Genomic DNA, 15,515 nt, shown 5'->3' on the forward strand with positions numbered 1-15,515 from the left:
CCTTGCCGCGGCTACGGGCAAGGTCTTCGACTGCCTGCATCAGCCGCCGGCCAATGCCTTGTCCCTGGCGGTCCGGCGCGACCGCGAACTTGCCGACATAAAGGTCCGCCGCCCTCTCAAGGGCAAAGACGCAGCCGACGATCCTGTCGCCCTGCACCGCCACGAAGCCGGTCTCCAGCCGCGCCTTGTCGCTCAGGGTGTCGGCGGTCAGATGGTGGGCCGAGGAGGGCGGGTCGACAACGCCGTCCATCGAAGCGAAAGCGCGCATGATCAATGCGAGCACATCGTCCCAACGGTCGAAATCGGTCGGGATCCGCGTGATGGAGACAGCTTCGTTCCGGTCCAAGAATTCAGCTTCTCTTGTAGCGGATGGTGTCGAAGCGCGCCGCCAGCGCATCATAGAGCAGCAGCCGGCCGACCAGCGGCTCGCCAATGCCGGTGATCAGCTTGATCGCCTCCATCGCCTGCAGCGTACCGACGACGCCGGTCAGCGCGCCAAGCACGCCGGCTTCGGCACAGGACGGCACCAGGCCCGGCGGCGGCGCCTCGGGAAACAGATCGCGATAGCTTGGGTTGGGCTTGCCGTCCCTGCCGTCTTCGAATGGCTTCAGCACCGTTACCGAACCATCGAAGCGTCCGACGGCGGCATGCACCAGCGGCTTGCCTTCGCTCGCGCAGGCATCGGCCACGGCATAGCGCGTTTCGAAATTGTCGGAACCGTCGACGACGATGTCATAGCGGGCGACGAGGGCGGGCGCATTGTCCGTGGTCAGCCGGAACGTATGCGGTTCGACTGTGGTGTTGGGATTGATGCGAGCGATTGCCGCCTTGGCGCTATCGGTCTTCAGCAGGCCGACAGTGTCGGTACCGTGAATGACCTGGCGCTGCAGGTTGGACAGCGAAACGGTGTCGTCATCGATCACGCCGAGTGTGCCGACGCCGGCGGCGGCAAGATATTCAAGCACCGGCGCGCCCAGTCCGCCAGCGCCGATGACCAGCACCCGGGCCTGTTTCAGCCTTTGCTGGCCGGCGCCGCCGATCTCCGGCAGCACGATGTGGCGGGCATAGCGTTCGATCTCGTCTGCGGTCAGGGCGGCAGTGGTCATTGCCTGATCATACAGGGACTGAAAAACCTTGTCAGGGGCCAACGCACCTGTTGATGTCGCCCAGGAACACGAGGCACAATGGTCTAGATCGTTGGCCCAACTGTCCCATGGTCGACAGTCAGGAATTGCGCGCGCCCCTGGAGACTGGAAAACAGCGCAGCATCGGTTCCTGTCATGAACGCCTGGCAGTTCAGTTCCTCCAGGATGGAGAACAGCGCCGCGCGCCGCCGGCTGTCGAGATGCGCGGCGATCTCGTCGAGCAACAGGATCGGCGTCATGCCCGACATTTCGCCGGTCAGCCTTGCGTGCGACAGCACGATGCCGACCAGCAGTGCCTTCTGCTCGCCGGTCGAGCAGAGTTCGGCCGGCATCGCCTTGGGGCGGTGTCGAACCACCAGATCCGAACGGTGCGGGCCGTCGAGGGTGCGCCCGGCGGCGCGATCGCGCTCACGGCCCCCGGCAAGCGTCCGACGGAAGCGCTCCTCGACATCGACCGCCGGCGCGGCGGCGATTTCGGCTTCCAGATCGCCCGAAAGGCCGATATCGGCCCGCGGAAATGGTCCCGTGTCGGGCAGCCTGTCGATCATGGTGGCGAGCAGCCGCACCATTTCGGCCCGCGCCGCGGCTATCGCCACACCGGTTTCGGCCATCTGCGTCTCGATAGCGTCGAACCAGCGGTCGTCCCGGGAGTTTTCGGTAAGCAGCCGGTTACGACCGCGCATAGCCTTCTCGTAGTCGATCGCACGTTGCCCGTGCCCGGGATCGATCGCCAGCACGAGCCGATCGAGAAATCGCCGGCGATCCGCGGCCGGTCCGGTGAACAACGCGTCCATGGCTGGCGTCAGCCACACCACGCGCAGCCATTCCAGCATGTCCTCGGCCGAGCGCGCCGACGCTCCGTTGATGCGCACCCGCCTGCCGCCTTCGCCGGCGGTGTCGCCGCCGGAAATGCCTGTTCCGATCTCGACCTGGCCGTCAGGTCCGTCGAGCCGGGCATGCAATGCAAAGCCGCCGTCGCCGCCCTCGCGTGCGACATCCACGTAAGGGGCGCGGCGCAAACCACGCCCCGGTGTCAAAAGGGAGATTGCTTCGAGGAGATTGGTTTTGCCGGCGCCGTTGTCGCCGGAAAAAACCACGGCACCTGGCGCCAGATCGATCGTCAGCGCCGCGTAGTTTCGGAAATTGGTAAGTGTAAGCTTACTTATGTGGTTCTGTGCCGGCAACCGCTATCCGCCTATAGAGCGTTCCATCGTTTCACGGAAACGCAAAACCAATCTATCTCTTTGTTTTAACGCAATTCCCAAGGGAAAGCGCTATGCGCTTTTCCCGGGAAAACCGCTTCACACTTTTCCTGGAATTGCTCTAGAAGTTGCCGTAAATATCGCGCTTGCCGGTCCACAACAGGACCGAAGTGCTGACACCGTGCCGCTACACCCGCATCGGCATCAGCACATAGAGTGCGGTCTCGTCGGCCATGTCGTGGATCAGCGTCGGCGAGCCGGCGTCGGCCAGCATGAACTTGGCTTCCGTGCCGGTCAGTTGCGCGGCAACGTCGAGCAGGTACTTGGCGTTGAAGCCGATCTCGATCGGATCGGATGAATAGTCGGCGGACAGCTCTTCGGTGGCGCTGCCTGAATCGGGATTGTTGACCGCAAGTGTCACCTGACCCTCGCTGATCGACAGCTTCACCGCGCGGCCGCGTTCGGAAGAGATGGTCGAGACGCGATCGACAGCGGCGGCAAAACTCTGGCGGTCGATGATCAGCTTCTTGTCGTTGCCGGTCGGAATGACCCGCTGATAGTCGGGGAAGGTGCCGTCGATCAGCTTCGAGGTCAAAACCACGCTGCCGATCGTGAAGCGGATCTTGGTGTCCGACAGTTCGGTGGTGACCGCGACATCCGGATCGTCGACGAGCTTCTGCAGCTCGCTCACCGTCTTGCGCGGAATGATGATGCCCGGCATGCCTTCGGAACCCGCTGGCGCATCGATCTCGGCGCGCGCCAGGCGGTGGCCGTCGGTCGCTACCGAGCGCAGCTTCAACTTGCCGCCGACCTCATGCGTGTGCAGATAGATGCCGTTCAGGTAATAACGCGTCTCCTCGGTGGAGATGGCGAATTGGGTCTTCTCGATCAGGCCTTTCAGGGCAACCGAGTCGAGACGGAAGATATGCGAGAACGATCCGGCCGAGAGCTCCGGGAAGTCGGATTGCGGCAGGCACTGAAGGCGGAAGCTCGAGCGGCCAGACGTCACTGACATGGCGTTGCCGTCCTCGTCCGTCTTCAGCATCACCTCGGCGCCATCGGCAAGCTTGCGCACGATGTCGTAGAGCAGATGTGCCGGGACTGTCGTCGCCCCGCCGCGCTCCACCTTGGCGGGTGTCGCTTCGGTCACCTCGAGGTCGAGATCGGTCGCCTTCATTTCAAGGCTGGCGCCTTCGGCGCTGAGCAGCACGTTGGACAGGATCGGTATGGTGTTTCGCCGCTCGACCACGCGATGGACGTGGTTGAGCGACTTCAGGAGATTGGACCGTTCCAGGATAACACGCATGACGAAACAGGCTCGCTTGAATGAATGACGGGTCACCAGTGAGCGGCGTCCCGCGAAAGGTCTGAACAGGCTCAGAATCTGCGTAAACTGACAGGAAAAAACCAGCAAACGCAAGCCCGCGCCACCGGTTCAGGCCGGCTACGCGGGCTTTCTGGGGATAACGCGCCCGAAGTCCGCGAGCCAGTGTCGTAAAACCGAAATCCAGATCGCTTCCAGGCGGCGCCACGAGCCCGATCCAGGCCCAGCGCCGCACTGGCAAGCCATTGAATTCCGGTATTGTTCCGGCTCAGCCATCCCCGGAGGATCAGGCCTGGTCGTTGATCAACCGCCTCAGAAGCTCAAGTTCCTGCGCCAGCGTGTTGTCGTTGCCGGAAAGGTCCTCGATCTTGCGCACGGCATGCAGCACCGTGGTGTGATCGCGGCCGCCGAAACGCCGTCCGATCTCGGGTAGTGAGCGCGGCGTCATCACCTTCGACAGGTACATGGCGACCTGCCGCGGCTTGACGATGGTGCGCGTGCGCCGGTTGGACAGCAATTCGGTCTTCGACACATTGTAGTGACGCGCCACGATGCGCTGGATGTCCTCGATACGGACACGCTTCGGCTCGCCGGTGCGATAGATGTGGCCGAGAATTTCGTCGATCCGGTCGATGGTGATCTGCGGCTCGAAGGATTGACGGAACAAAAGCTGATTGAAGGCGCCTTCCAGCTCGCGTCCGCTGCCGGTCACGGTGCGGGCGACGTGATTGAGGATCTCCTCCGAAATGTCGAGCGATGCGTCGTCGCTCCTGGCCGTGGCAAGGCGCAATTTGAGCATGCCGAGGCGCATGGCGAAATCGGGCGCCGACATTTCAAGCGCGACACCGCCATTGAGGCGCGAACGGACCCGCGGTTCGAGCGATTCCAGTTCCGACGGCGGCCGGTCGGCGGCGACGACGACCTGCTTGGCGCTGTCGAGCAGCATGTTGATGAGGTGGCAGAATTCATGCTGGATCGACTTGCCCTGCAGAAACTGCATGTCGTCGATGATGAGCAGGTCGATGTCGCGCAGCTGTTCCTTGAGCGTCAGCGCGTTGTTGTCGCGGATCGCGGTGGCAAAGCGCCACATGAAATACTCGGCCGTGAGATAGACGACGCGCGACTTGGGGTTCTGCTTCAGCGATTCCGCAGCGATGGCCTGCAGCAAATGTGTCTTGCCGAGCCCGACGGTTGCGTGAAGGAAAAGCGGATTGAAGCGCACTGCGCTCGATTGCGATTCCGCTACCGCCTTGGCGGCGGCGAAGGCCACCCGGTTCGACGGTCCCTCGATGAAGGACCCGAACGTGTAGCGCGGATCGAGCGGCGACCCCAGCACGTTGTGGCGAAATTCGCTCTCGATCGGTGTGCCCGGACGCGGAGCCGGTGCGCGCTCCACCCGGCTGGGGCTGACTGTGCCGGCGGCAAGTGCCGTCTGCGTCTGCCGTGTCATCTTGCTGCGTGCTGGCGTCACCTCTGGCTCGGCCTGGCTGCGTCCCTGACGGGTTGCCGTGCGCACGACGATGTCGATCTTGAGGAGATCGGCATCCTCCTGCTTCCACAGCTCTGAAATGAGGTCGAGATAGTGGCCGTTGATCCATGAACGCAGGAAGGCGGTAGGCACGGAGATGCGGACGATGCCCTTGGAAGCCTCGGCGACCTTCATGCGGCCAAACCAGCTCGAATAGACTTCGGTTCCCAGGCGCGCCTTCAACTGGGTCTTGACCCGGTCGAATTTCTGTTCCGCGTCGCTGGACACCGCCATGTCGTTTGCTCCGATCAAAGTTCCAGGAAATGGGAGGTCGCCCGTAAGTTCCCTTTCAATGCCGCTCTGCATGATCTTTTCCTTGTCCTTCCGTACCTGTTTTCCACCGGGGATGCGCCTCCTGCATCCGGTTCCGGCGACCTAAGTCTTTGCTACGATGTCCGCTGCCGCCGCCGGCAGATGAACGTCGCCCATTATCCGCGGGAACCGGTGCCGGCCCATGGAAGCCAGTCCGCGTTGGGTATGTCAGGGCAATACAACACCGCCCGGCGAAAAGAGCGCCGGCGCGCCGTCTACCTGCCATGTCTAGTTACGCCAGTCCCCTACCGTATCGAAAAAGACAAACCAAAACCGTCCGCGGACTTGATCCGCGTTGCAAATCCCGCCAATTTAAGCTGGCCGATTCAGGCTTGGGTTAAGAGCCAGAGCCCGTCCCTTTCGATAGATCGACACTACCGAAATCGCTGTGGATAGGGCAAGGCCACGTCTAACGGATTTTTAAGGAATCTGGTTAGTGGAGGCGGGTTCGAGTGGCGTGCCGCGACGGCACATTTTAACAAAGCCATTGTGATTCAAACCCTTTTCCGGCGAATATGAAAAACCGGGCGCTGACAGAAATATTCTGAAATAATTCGCTTGACAGCGACTTCTCCCCGATCGGGCCGGTCCGGTGTGGACAAGCTGTGGATCACCATCTGTAAGTCACTGAAAGATATAAGGTATTTCTGACAGTTAAGAATCTTTAGGTCGGCCGTTTCAAGCATGCCGATCACCAGCAGGCATGCATATGCCGGCAAACTATTCCTAATTGTGAAATGCCGCATAAGACGCCGTTTCCGGACATTCTTTTTAAGTGCTTGCCGGCAAACGAAAAAACCCGGCACAAACGGCCGGGTTCGAAGAACGTCAGTCTAGGCAAGTAATGTCAGGCCGACAGTACCTTGACCCGCTGAGCCAGTCGCGACACCTTGCGGGACGCCGTGTTCTTGTGGATCACGCCCTTGGTCGCGGCACGCATCAATTCCGGCTCCGCGATCTTGAAGGCAGCCTGTGCGGCAGCCTTGTCACCGGAGGCAAGGGCCTCTTCGACCTGGCGGATATAGGTGCGGACGCGCGAGCGGCGGTTCTTGTTGATCGCTGCGCGGCGGACGATCTTGCGCGTTGCCTTTTTGGCCGAGGATGTATTGGCCATGATGCCTCTCTTCTGATCTGGTCGGCGCATGCGGGATGCCGCAGGGCGCAAAAAACAAACGGGCAGCCACGGGGCCGCCTCGGTTGGTGCGGCTTATAGTTCAGCTTTTCCGGCGCGTCAACGCTGCCCGGCCTTCTTTTTGGCGGCCAGCAGCCATCTTCTTCGCAGCCAAGGGATTGGCGTCAGCGGTTGGTGAAATTCGGCTTCCGCTTCTCGGCAAAGGCCGCCATGCCTTCCTTCTGATCGTCCAGTGCAAACAGCGAGTGAAACAGCCGGCGCTCGAACCGCAATCCCTCGGCAAGCGTCGTCTCGAAGGCGCGGTTGACAGCCTCCTTCGCCATCATCACGGATGGTAGCGAGAAAGCGGCAATCTTGGCCGCGGCCTTCAGCGCCTCCTCGACAAGCTCGCCGGCAGGCACCACCCGCGACACCAGGCCAGAACGCTCGGCCTCGGCGGCATCCATCATCCGCCCGGTCAGGCACATGTCCATCGCTTTCGACTTGCCGACGAAGCGGGTCAGCCTTTGTGACCCGCCCATGCCTGGAATGACGCCGAGGGTGATCTCGGGCTGGCCGAATTTGGCCGTGTCGGCGGCGATAATGAAATCGCACATCATCGCCAGCTCGCAGCCGCCGCCGAGTGCATAGCCCGCCACTGCCGCGATAATAGGCTTTCGCGCCCGCGTCAGTTCCTCCCAGCCGACGAAGAAGTCTTGGGCGTAGGCGTCCGCGTAGGAGATGGACTGCATCTCCTTGATATCGGCGCCGGCGGCGAAAGCCTTTTCGGAACCGGTGATGACCATGGCGCCGACACCGGGATCGGCGCTGAACCCGTTCACGGCCGCCACCACCTCGGTCAGAATCTGCGAATTCAGCGCGTTGAGCGCCTGCGGCCTGTTCAGCGTGATCAGCCCGACCTTGCCGTGCGTCTCGGTGATGATCGTCTCATAGGCCATGGCTGCTTCTCCTTGCTCACGCTCGTCTAGAGCGGTTCATCGTTTCACGGAAACGCAGAACCGCTCCATCTCTCTGTCTTGACGCAATTCCGAACGGGAAACCGTTCCCACTTTTCCTGGAATTACTCTGACTCATCGCTGACATGTCCGGCAATAAAAGGTCGATCGGCCGCTCTGCACGACACGTTCGATGTGGCCGCCGCAGCCGGGCTTGGAGCAGGCCTTGCCTTCGCGGTCGTAGACGGCGAAGGCGTGCTGGAAATAGCCCAGCGCCCCATCGGTCTGCATATAGTCCCGCAGTGAGGAGCCGCCGGCTGCGATCGCATCCGATATCACCGAACGAATGGCTTGCGCGAGGTGTTCGCTTTGGGCCTGGGCTTTCTTTCCGGGCCTGGCGATCGTGCCCGCCTCGCGCAGCGGCGACAGGCCGGCACGCCACAACGCCTCCGACACATAGATGTTGCCGAGCCCGGCGATCAGCCTCTGGTCGAGAAGCGCTGCCTTCAGCGGTGATCGCCGCCCCTTCATCAATGAGGCAAGCAGCGCACCGTCCAATGTGTTGCCGGTTGGCTCGACGCCAAGTCCAGCCAGCATCGGATGAACGTCCGGCAGCCCTTCCGCAAACAGCATGAAGCCGAAGCGGCGCGGATCATTGAAGATCACGCGGGACCGGGCACCGGCCGGAGACACGACATGGAAGACGACGTGGTCGTGATTGGAGCTCTTCGAGCGGTCGTGCCGGAAGATGCCGGGCATGTCGCTGCCATCGGCCGTCTCTATGCGGAATGAGCCCGACATGCCGAGATGGCAGATCAGCATGGGGCCGCCTTCCAGGTCCATCGTCAGATACTTGGCCCGGCGGCCGAGTGCCGTGATCGTCTTGCCGGTCAGCCGCTGCGCGAATTTCTCGGGAAATGGAAAGCGCAGATCCGGTCGGCGCGCCTCGACGCGGGCGATGGTAGCGCCTTCCAGAACCGGCTGCAGCCCGCGCCGGACGGTTTCGACCTCCGGCAATTCAGGCATGACCGCCGATCGCCGTATAGAAAGACGTGCCGTAGCGTCCGGGCGCCAGCCCGAGATGCTCGGCCACGGTCTCGCCAATGTCGGCGAATGTCGTTCTCAGTCCGATGTCGCCGCCCTTGAGACCCGGTCCAGTGCCGATCACCGGAATGCGCTCGCGCGTGTGATCGGTCCCGCCCCAGGTCGGGTCGTTGCCGTGGTCGGCCGTCAGGATGAGAAGATCGCCCTGCCGCAGCCTCGCAAATGCCTCCGGCAGCCGCAGGTCGAAGGCCTCGAGCGCGGCAGCATAGCCCGCGACATCGCGGCGGTGACCGAATTCGGTGTCGAAGTCGACGAAATTGGCGAAGACGAGGTCACCGTCGCCGGCATTATCCATCGCACCCAGAGCCTCGTCGAACATCGCCATGTTGCCTGCCGCCTTGCGCACTTGCGAAATTCCGCGATGGGCGAAGATGTCGCCGATCTTGCCGACGGCGATGACACGGCTGCCACGCGCCGTCAGCCGGTCGAGCAGGGTCGGTTCCGGCGGGGGCACGGCGTAGTCATGACGGTTGTATGTCCGCTCGAAAGTGGCGGTGGTTTCGCCGACGAATGGCCGCGCGATCACCCGTCCGATCCTCAGAGGGTCAACCAGCCTGCGCACCACCTGGCAGAATTCATAAAGCCGGTCGAGGCCGAAATGGACTTCATGCGCGGCGATTTGCAGGACCGAGTCGACCGACGTGTAGCAGATCGGCTTGCCGGTCCGGATGTGCTCCTCGCCGAAGCGCTCGATGATCTCGGTGCCCGGCGCATGGCAATTGCCGAGAATGCCCGGCACCTTGCCTTCGCGAATGATAGCCTCGGTCAGTTCGGCCGGAAAGGCCGGAACCGTATCCGGGAAATAGCCCCAGTCGAGGCGCACCGGCAGGCCGGCGATTTCCCAATGACCGGATGGTGTATCCTTGCCGCTCGAAACCTCCTGTGCGGCGCCGTGAAAGGCAGTTGGGAGCAGATCCGCCCCGCTGTTGGCAAACCCCAGTCCCGTCGCGGTTTCGGCGGCCTTGCCAAGCCCGAGCGACGCCATGTGAGGGACAAACAGCGGTCCACTGCGAAGCCCTTCGCGATCCGCACGGCCCTCCGCACAGGCCTCTGCGATGTGCGCGAATGTGTTGGCGCCGGCGTCACCGTAGCGGTCGGCGTCGGCCGCGCCGCCGATGCCGAAGGAATCCAGAACGAAGAGGAAAGCGCGCGCCATCGAGTTGTTGCCAGTTTGACCGACCAGACATAGGGTTCCGCGACTTCATTGGCAATTCGGAAACCAAACGGCAACGGCTTGGCGTGATAGTCCAGTGCACTGGGATGGGCATGGATCGAGGACAACAGACTGTGGTTCCTGTCATGAGGGTTGCGCTGAAGACTTATGCCGCTCTCATGCTGACGCTCGTCGGGCTCTGGTCCAACCCGGCGCATGCCGACTGGCGCGATGATATCGGCACGTTTCGTATCGGCATCGTTGCCGAGCCAGGCGCCGGCAATGCCGTTCCGGGGCTGGCACTGTTGACCGACGCCTACACCAAGGCCTTGGGCATGAAGGTCGAGTTTGTCGTTGCCCGCAACTATGCCGCGCTGATCGAGGCGCAGGCCGATGCCCGCATCGAATATGCGATCTATTCGGCCACCGCCTATGCGACGGCTTCGCAGCGCTGCTTATGTATCGAGCCGCTTGTCGCTCCGGTCGATTCAGACGGCGCGATCGGCATCCGCTCCGTTCTGCTGACGCGAGACGGCAAGCTGCCTGCCCTGGCGGCGATGGACCGCCATCGTATCGCCATGGCGCCTTCGGACAGCGTCGGCGGTTCTCTCCTGCCATTGGCGGCGTTGGCGGCGGAGGGCCGCAAGATCGCGGAAGATGCACAGTTTTTGGCCCGCACCGATTCGGCCGCGGCGGCCGAGACGATGCTGGTCGACGGCAAGGCCGATGGCCTGTTCGGCTGGGTGAGGGCCGCTGCCGACGGCCCGCGAGAACCGTCGGGCACGCAGGCCAGGCTGGAGGCGGCAGGGCTCTCGGTGACGGCGCTTCGGATCGTATGGACGTCGGGCCTGTTGAGATACGGCCCCCATGCGGTCCGCAGCGATCTCGACCCGGAAGCCAAGCGCAGGCTTGCCGTGTTCCTCACCAACCTCAAGTCGACGACGCCCGATATCTACGATCTCCTGGAATCGAGACATTCCGGCGGCTTCGCTCGCGTGTCGCCAAAAGATTACGAGATGGCCGCTGCTATCGTGCGCTTCGTTTCGGACCGTGAGCCGCAGCAATAGCTGGAGCGGCCCTGCGCAGGGCCTGGCTGGTTCTGTTCAACAGTCGCTGCAAGGGATCGTCACGCTTCTGCGGGGGCGCAGATAATAGGTTTCGCCCATGGTTATGTTGCTGAAAGCCGAGGTCAGTCCAAGCTTCTGTTGACTGCTCGCGCTCCACGCGATGACCGGCGTATAGCCGAGGTTGCTTTCGACGCGGATGAGAAAAGTGTTGGCGACCTTGAGCGACGCTGGGACCGTTGTCTCGGTGGTCGCGGCGGCGCCGGCGCTGGCGACACTGGCGACCAATTTGCGTGACCAAACCACCTGTGCCTTCGTCGCATCGGACGTAACCTGTATCGCCGTGATGGTGATGCTAGGGGGCGAGCGGTTGTAGGGCTGAAGGGTGACGCTGCCGATCTGCATGATGGCGTCGACATCCGCTTTGAGGACGCTTGTCTGCTGGGTAACGAGATCGGCCACCATGCTGCCGATACGACTGACCTTCTTGCTGGTCTCGATGGCTTGCGACGCTTCCATTGTGAGGAAGTACATGATCAGCAGAATTGGCATGATCAACGCGAATTCAACCGCCGCGATGCCACGGCGATCGGACCAGAATCGACTTGCTTTCCGCCAAACTCCCGTAATCATAAGATGTGCCCCCGCACGCATCATGCCCATTGCCCTTTTCTTATACCGCTCGTGCATTCCGCTCAGTTGTCGAACGGCTCGTTCTGCCAGGTCACCGATGCGAAATGCAGGGTCTTGTTGCCGCCCATCGACTGCGCCATGAGGTCGGTCATGATCGGCCACTTGTAGAAGACCCGAAGCATGTTCCTCGACTCCGCCGCACCCGCTGTCACTGAGAACGATTGGGTTGCGGTGCCTTTCGTCAGTACGACATCGCCGTTCTGGATCTTGAAGCCTGCCGTGGCCGCATCGGCGAACGATGTATATTGGCGAAGATCCACCAGCAGTTGATTGGGACAATCCTGGGAGACGATGATCTGCAGTTTCGTGCAGATCATGTCCCGCAAATTGGTTCCGGCAACGTCAGCCGCCCTCAACTGGCCGGTGCGCAGTTTGCGCGCTACATCGTCGGTGACGTTGGCCATCACCTCCTGGCCGGCAAACGAGATGCAGCTTTCCAGAATGGCAAAGACAAGCAGCGCGAAGGGGACTGAAAGGATCGCGAATTCGATTGCCGTGGCGCCGCGCCGGTCACGAAGGAAGCGGGCGAAAAACCTTGGGCGTCTCACTCTGTGGTCGCCTGCGCGACCGAATTCCTTGCTCATGTTCGATCCTGCCGATCTCTATGTGGTCTCGGAAGGAGCATTAGCGCAAACCGATTGAGGTCCGGTTTGGATGATCGTTAAAGTCGGCGCAGGCCTCTTAACCAGACAATAACCGGAACGGCAGTCGGCAACGCCACCTATCGGCTGACGCTCATCTCCGCTTCGGAAGACTTCTCCGCTTCGCTCTTGTAGGAGCTTTCGCAATAGGGCGTGCAGGACATCGTCTGGATTTCGGCACGCCGATAGATGCGCACCGACGAAGCGGCCTGCCGCACGACGGTAACCTGCTCGTCGACGATGGGACTGCCGTCGGTATCGAGCACGACCAGATTGGTGACGCCGAAGCCTTTGCCGGTGAGCACGATCGTCGAAGCGTCCTGCACCGAAGCGTCTGCGATTGCCGGGTTGCCGACCACGATGGTGTCTGCGGGACGCGAAAGTTTGACGATCTTGGCCTGGTTCATCGTGACCTCGATGCCGGCGCCGGCCATGGCGGGCGCGACGAAGCTCGAGACGGCAAGAAGCGCGGCAATCAGGATTGACGATCTCGGCTGGGCCATTGAGGCGCTCCACGCAGGCGGACTGATCAACGGAACATGAACGAGATTGGTGAACCAACGGTTAAGCATGCGATGTTGCCAATCGTGCAATGGCCGCCAAGGGCGCCCGCGACGCGCGGTCCGGTCGGGTCGCAAGCCTACCAAATCCGGTCTGGAAGGCTCAGCGATACATTAGCCCGAGGTTAACCACGCAATATGTTCGAACCGGGAAAGGAATCGGTAAGGCTGTTTCTTAAGCCGATCGAAAGAGCTTCTCCCTAGATTGGCAGCATCCGATCAACCATCACAGAAGTTGACGGAAGTGCTGTAACACGTGGAGTAGGAGCTCTCGAATGTCTAATCTCATCGCACGTTTTGTGAAGGACGAATCCGGCGCGACCGCGATCGAATATGGTCTGATCGCCGTTCTCATCGCGCTCGCCATCATCACTGGCGCCGGCACGCTCGGCAATGCGCTGAACGCCAAGTTCACCAACATCGGCAGCACCCTGAACGGCACGCCGAGCGGCAGCTGATCGGCTTATCGCCGAGCATTTAGATTGCGTTCTGGAAAAGGGCCGCCGCGTGGCGGCCCTTTTTCTATGCCGCTGGCGATATAGGTCGTCTTTCGTTCCTAGCCTCATCAATCGTTAATCGAACATGCTTAGATTGAGCCCCATGAAATCGGACAATAGGCGTGGCGCCGATGCTTGAAGCCCTGATCTTCGTCGTTTTTCCATTCTGCATGCTGTTTGCCGCGATCTCCGACATGCTGTCGATGACGATCGCCAACCGCGTGCCGGTGCTGCTCGTCGTCGTCTTCGCGCTGGTCGCGCCCCTGACAGGCATGGACTGGGCGGCCTATGGCGGACATTTCGCCGCCGGCGCCCTGGTCCTGGCCGTGACGTTCGGCCTGTTTGCAATGGGCGGCATGGGCGGCGGCGACGCCAAGCTTCTGGCCGCCACCGCAATGTGGATGGGCCTCAATATCAATCTCGTGGAGTATCTGGTCGCCTCGACAATCATCGGCGGCCTGCTGACGCTCGCGATCATCCTCTACCGGAAGTCGCTGCTTGCGGCCGTTACCGGCCAAAATCCGTTTCTGCGCCATTTCGCCGACGAGGCAAAAGGAGTCCCCTATGGCGTCGCCCTCGGCCTTGGCGGGTTGCTGACCTATCCGGATTCGCCTTTGATGGTATGGGCGCTTGCCAGGCTGGCGACTTGAGCACTATCTTATTTTTATTGTCTGTCAGCATTGCCGAAACCCCGTTCTCAACAGGGCCGGCCCGGCCATTTTGGCCGTTCAGACCACATTCCGGCTAATTTATGTAAACCTTAAATTAATCACGATCGTAAGCATTACATTAACCTTGTTTTGACGATTGCCGCTGCAAAGTCCGGCTTGGCTACGTGGTTTGCCAGGGCAAGGGTTCGGACAAATGCCAGCATCGCGATTGATAATTCTGAGCGTGGCGGTGGCCGCGGCGGGTGGCGCTGGCTATGTCGCGAAGAACATGGTGGCACCGCCGCCCCAGGTCGTCGTCGATTCCGGTCCCCAGGCCCCGGCGGTGGCACTCCAGGATGTGCTTGTGCTTTCAGGCGACGTTCCGATGGGCAACCCGATCCAAAACAACATCGCCTGGCAATCCTGGCCCGCCGACGGCGTCAACGCGAATTTCATCACCCGCACCGCCGAGCCCGAGGCACTGGACAAGCTGAAGAGTTCCGTTGCCCGTGTGGCGATGTATGCCGGAGAACCGCTGCGGCGGTCCAAGCTGATCGGCGAGGGCCAGAGCTTCATGTCGTCGATCCTGCCTTCCGGCATGCGGGCGGTCGCCACGGCCATCTCGGCCGATACGTCGGCCGGGGGCTTCATTCTTCCCAACGATTTCGTCGACGTCATCATGACCCGCAGGGCCGATGCCGCCGGCGGCGCCGCCGGCTTCAACACCGAGACCATCCTCAAGAACATCCGTGTCCTGGCCATCGACCAGACCATTCAGGAGGACGAGGAAGGCAAGAAGACCAGGGTAGGCCAGACCGCCACGCTGGAACTGACGCCCAAGCAGGCGGAGATCATCACCGTCGCCCAGCAGATGGCGGATCGCCTGACCCTGGCGTTGCGGGCGGTCGCGGACACGCAGGAAAAAAATCTGGGTGAGGCGGACTATCTCGTTTCCGGCAATGGCCGCAGAGGAACGGTGAGGCTGATCAAGTCGGGCGAAGTTTCCGAAGTGGGGGCAAGGAAATGAGGCTAGGTGGCAAACTGCCGGCAATCGTAGCCGCGGCATTCGGCCTGCTGCTCGTCGGAACGAATGTGCAAGGCAGCGTTGTCGAGGCAAAGAACGCGCAGGTCACGGCATCGACGGCCACCCAGCGCGTCAAACTCGGCCTCAACAAGTCGGTGGTCATCGACCTGCCGAGCGATGCCTACGACATTCTCGTGGCCAACCCGGCGGTTGCCGACGCGGTGACCCGCACTGCAAGGCGCATCTATCTGTTCGGCAAGTCGGTCGGCGAGACGAACATCTTTGTCTTCGGCCCGAATGGCGAGCAGATCGTCAGCCTGGACCTGGCGGTCGAACGCGACGTTGCCGGTCTTGAGGATTATATCAGACGCTTCCTGCCGACGTCGGCCATCAAGGTGGAACTTCTGAATGACAACGTCGTCCTGACTGGAACGGTCGACACGCCGCTGGACGCAAAACGCGCGGTCGACCTGGCGACGATCTTCGTTTCGGGTGGTGAAGCGACGACAGGACAATATTCGCAGACCGCAGCCGGCGGTTCGGCCCAGAGC

At 61.7% G+C, this 15,515-nt stretch carries 17 protein-coding genes; 5 read left to right on the forward strand and 12 right to left on the reverse strand.

Translation table 11 applies throughout. The annotated features are described in order from the left end of the window. From EN964_RS06900 to EN964_RS06940, 9 genes are all read right to left on the reverse strand, one after another. Window positions 1–346, reverse strand: a 346-nt coding sequence (locus tag EN964_RS06900) for a GNAT family N-acetyltransferase (protein ID WP_245490633.1), incomplete at its 3' end; no start/stop codon positions are given. 4 nt (window positions 347–350) lie between these two features. Continuing rightward, window positions 351–1,106 (reverse strand): molybdopterin-synthase adenylyltransferase MoeB, encoded by a 756-nt coding sequence (locus EN964_RS06905; protein ID WP_127268058.1) that lies wholly within the window; start codon window positions 1,104–1,106, stop codon window positions 351–353. A gap of 83 nt (window positions 1,107–1,189) precedes the next feature. Then, entirely contained in the window at window positions 1,190–2,329 is a 1,140-nt protein-coding gene (gene recF, locus EN964_RS06910) for a DNA replication/repair protein RecF (RefSeq protein ID WP_127268057.1), read from the reverse strand. 205 nt (window positions 2,330–2,534) lie between these two features. Then, window positions 2,535–3,653 (reverse strand): DNA polymerase III subunit beta, encoded by a 1,119-nt coding sequence (gene dnaN, locus EN964_RS06915; RefSeq protein ID WP_127268056.1) that lies wholly within the window; start codon window positions 3,651–3,653, stop codon window positions 2,535–2,537. Between the two features lie 304 nt (window positions 3,654–3,957). Next, on the reverse strand, window positions 3,958–5,433 hold the full coding sequence (gene dnaA, locus EN964_RS06920; protein WP_236383352.1) for a chromosomal replication initiator protein DnaA: 1,476 nt from the start codon (window positions 5,431–5,433) through the stop codon (window positions 3,958–3,960). Window positions 5,434–6,358: 925 nt separating this feature from the next. Continuing rightward, window positions 6,359–6,625, reverse strand: a complete 267-nt coding sequence (rpsT, locus tag EN964_RS06925; RefSeq protein WP_013533694.1) for a 30S ribosomal protein S20 — start codon at window positions 6,623–6,625, stop codon at window positions 6,359–6,361. Window positions 6,626–6,807: 182 nt separating this feature from the next. Next, window positions 6,808–7,581 (reverse strand): enoyl-CoA hydratase, encoded by a 774-nt coding sequence (locus tag EN964_RS06930; protein WP_127268054.1) that lies wholly within the window; start codon window positions 7,579–7,581, stop codon window positions 6,808–6,810. Between the two features lie 132 nt (window positions 7,582–7,713). After that, window positions 7,714–8,604, reverse strand: a complete 891-nt coding sequence (mutM, locus tag EN964_RS06935; protein WP_127268053.1) for a bifunctional DNA-formamidopyrimidine glycosylase/DNA-(apurinic or apyrimidinic site) lyase — start codon at window positions 8,602–8,604, stop codon at window positions 7,714–7,716. Next, window positions 8,597–9,838 carry a phosphopentomutase gene (locus EN964_RS06940; RefSeq protein WP_127270398.1) on the reverse strand — a complete coding sequence of 414 codons (1,242 nt, stop codon included), beginning with the start codon at window positions 9,836–9,838 and terminating at the stop codon, window positions 8,597–8,599. Before EN964_RS06940 ends, mutM begins: the two co-directional genes overlap by 8 nt. A 143-nt stretch (window positions 9,839–9,981) precedes the next feature. Between EN964_RS06940 and EN964_RS06945 the strand changes: the two genes are divergently transcribed. Then, the gene (locus tag EN964_RS06945; protein WP_164748717.1) at window positions 9,982–10,902 is read left to right on the forward strand and encodes a phosphate/phosphite/phosphonate ABC transporter substrate-binding protein; all 921 of its coding nucleotides are present in this window, start codon (window positions 9,982–9,984) and stop codon (window positions 10,900–10,902) included. A gap of 36 nt (window positions 10,903–10,938) precedes the next feature. Here EN964_RS06945 and EN964_RS06950 read toward each other — a convergent pair whose 3' ends face one another. The 3 genes from EN964_RS06950 to EN964_RS06960 all read right to left on the reverse strand — a co-directional run bounded on the left by EN964_RS06950 (window position 10,939) and on the right by EN964_RS06960 (window position 12,736). Then, window positions 10,939–11,556, reverse strand: coding sequence for a TadE/TadG family type IV pilus assembly protein (locus EN964_RS06950; protein WP_127268815.1), 618 nt, complete (start codon window positions 11,554–11,556; stop codon window positions 10,939–10,941). Between the two features lie 38 nt (window positions 11,557–11,594). After that, entirely contained in the window at window positions 11,595–12,176 is a 582-nt protein-coding gene (locus EN964_RS06955) for a TadE/TadG family type IV pilus assembly protein (RefSeq protein WP_127268810.1), read from the reverse strand. Between the two features lie 137 nt (window positions 12,177–12,313). Next, complete coding sequence (locus tag EN964_RS06960; protein WP_013533687.1) at window positions 12,314–12,736, reverse strand: pilus assembly protein N-terminal domain-containing protein; 423 nt, start codon at window positions 12,734–12,736, stop codon at window positions 12,314–12,316. A 332-nt stretch (window positions 12,737–13,068) separates the two neighbouring features. Here EN964_RS06960 and EN964_RS06965 point away from each other — a divergent pair, with 332 nt between their 5' ends. The 4 genes from EN964_RS06965 to EN964_RS06980 form a co-directional block, all read left to right on the forward strand. Continuing rightward, window positions 13,069–13,251 carry a Flp family type IVb pilin gene (locus EN964_RS06965; protein WP_127268811.1) on the forward strand — a complete coding sequence of 61 codons (183 nt, stop codon included), beginning with the start codon at window positions 13,069–13,071 and terminating at the stop codon, window positions 13,249–13,251. 170 nt (window positions 13,252–13,421) lie between these two features. After that, window positions 13,422–13,940, forward strand: a complete 519-nt coding sequence (locus tag EN964_RS06970; protein WP_127268812.1) for a prepilin peptidase — start codon at window positions 13,422–13,424, stop codon at window positions 13,938–13,940. Window positions 13,941–14,154: 214 nt separating this feature from the next. After that, window positions 14,155–14,967 (forward strand): Flp pilus assembly protein CpaB, encoded by an 813-nt coding sequence (gene cpaB, locus EN964_RS06975; RefSeq protein ID WP_127268813.1) that lies wholly within the window; start codon window positions 14,155–14,157, stop codon window positions 14,965–14,967. Next, window positions 14,964–15,515 (forward strand): pilus assembly protein N-terminal domain-containing protein (locus EN964_RS06980; RefSeq protein WP_127276269.1); only part of this gene is annotated, 552 nt, incomplete at its 3' end. The genes cpaB and EN964_RS06980, both read left to right, overlap by 4 nt.

This window comes from Mesorhizobium sp. M7A.F.Ca.CA.001.10.2.1, assembly GCF_003998575.1.
Taxonomy (GTDB): Bacteria; Pseudomonadota; Alphaproteobacteria; order Rhizobiales; family Rhizobiaceae; genus Mesorhizobium.

Bases quoted from the DNA above. Each gene is read 5' to 3' on its own strand.
- EN964_RS06940 (WP_127270398.1), bottom strand. From the start codon at position 9,838: ATGGCGCGCGCTTTCCTCTTCGTTCTGGATTCCTTCGGCATCGGCGGC.
- EN964_RS06965 (WP_127268811.1), top strand. From the start codon at position 13,069: ATGTCTAATCTCATCGCACGTTTTGTGAAGGACGAATCCGGCGCGACC.
- cpaB (WP_127268813.1), top strand. From the start codon at position 14,155: ATGCCAGCATCGCGATTGATAATTCTGAGCGTGGCGGTGGCCGCGGCG.
- dnaN (WP_127268056.1), bottom strand. From the start codon at position 3,653: ATGCGTGTTATCCTGGAACGGTCCAATCTCCTGAAGTCGCTCAACCAC.
- dnaA (WP_236383352.1), bottom strand. From the start codon at position 5,433: ATGGCGGTGTCCAGCGACGCGGAACAGAAATTCGACCGGGTCAAGACC.
- rpsT (WP_013533694.1), bottom strand. From the start codon at position 6,625: ATGGCCAATACATCCTCGGCCAAAAAGGCAACGCGCAAGATCGTCCGC.
- EN964_RS06970 (WP_127268812.1), top strand. From the start codon at position 13,422: ATGCTTGAAGCCCTGATCTTCGTCGTTTTTCCATTCTGCATGCTGTTT.
- EN964_RS06905 (WP_127268058.1), bottom strand. From the start codon at position 1,106: ATGACCACTGCCGCCCTGACCGCAGACGAGATCGAACGCTATGCCCGC.
- EN964_RS06950 (WP_127268815.1), bottom strand. From the start codon at position 11,556: ATGATGCGTGCGGGGGCACATCTTATGATTACGGGAGTTTGGCGGAAA.
- EN964_RS06960 (WP_013533687.1), bottom strand. From the start codon at position 12,736: ATGGCCCAGCCGAGATCGTCAATCCTGATTGCCGCGCTTCTTGCCGTC.
- mutM (WP_127268053.1), bottom strand. From the start codon at position 8,604: ATGCCTGAATTGCCGGAGGTCGAAACCGTCCGGCGCGGGCTGCAGCCG.
- EN964_RS06955 (WP_127268810.1), bottom strand. From the start codon at position 12,176: ATGAGCAAGGAATTCGGTCGCGCAGGCGACCACAGAGTGAGACGCCCA.
- EN964_RS06930 (WP_127268054.1), bottom strand. From the start codon at position 7,581: ATGGCCTATGAGACGATCATCACCGAGACGCACGGCAAGGTCGGGCTG.
- EN964_RS06945 (WP_164748717.1), top strand. From the start codon at position 9,982: ATGAGGGTTGCGCTGAAGACTTATGCCGCTCTCATGCTGACGCTCGTC.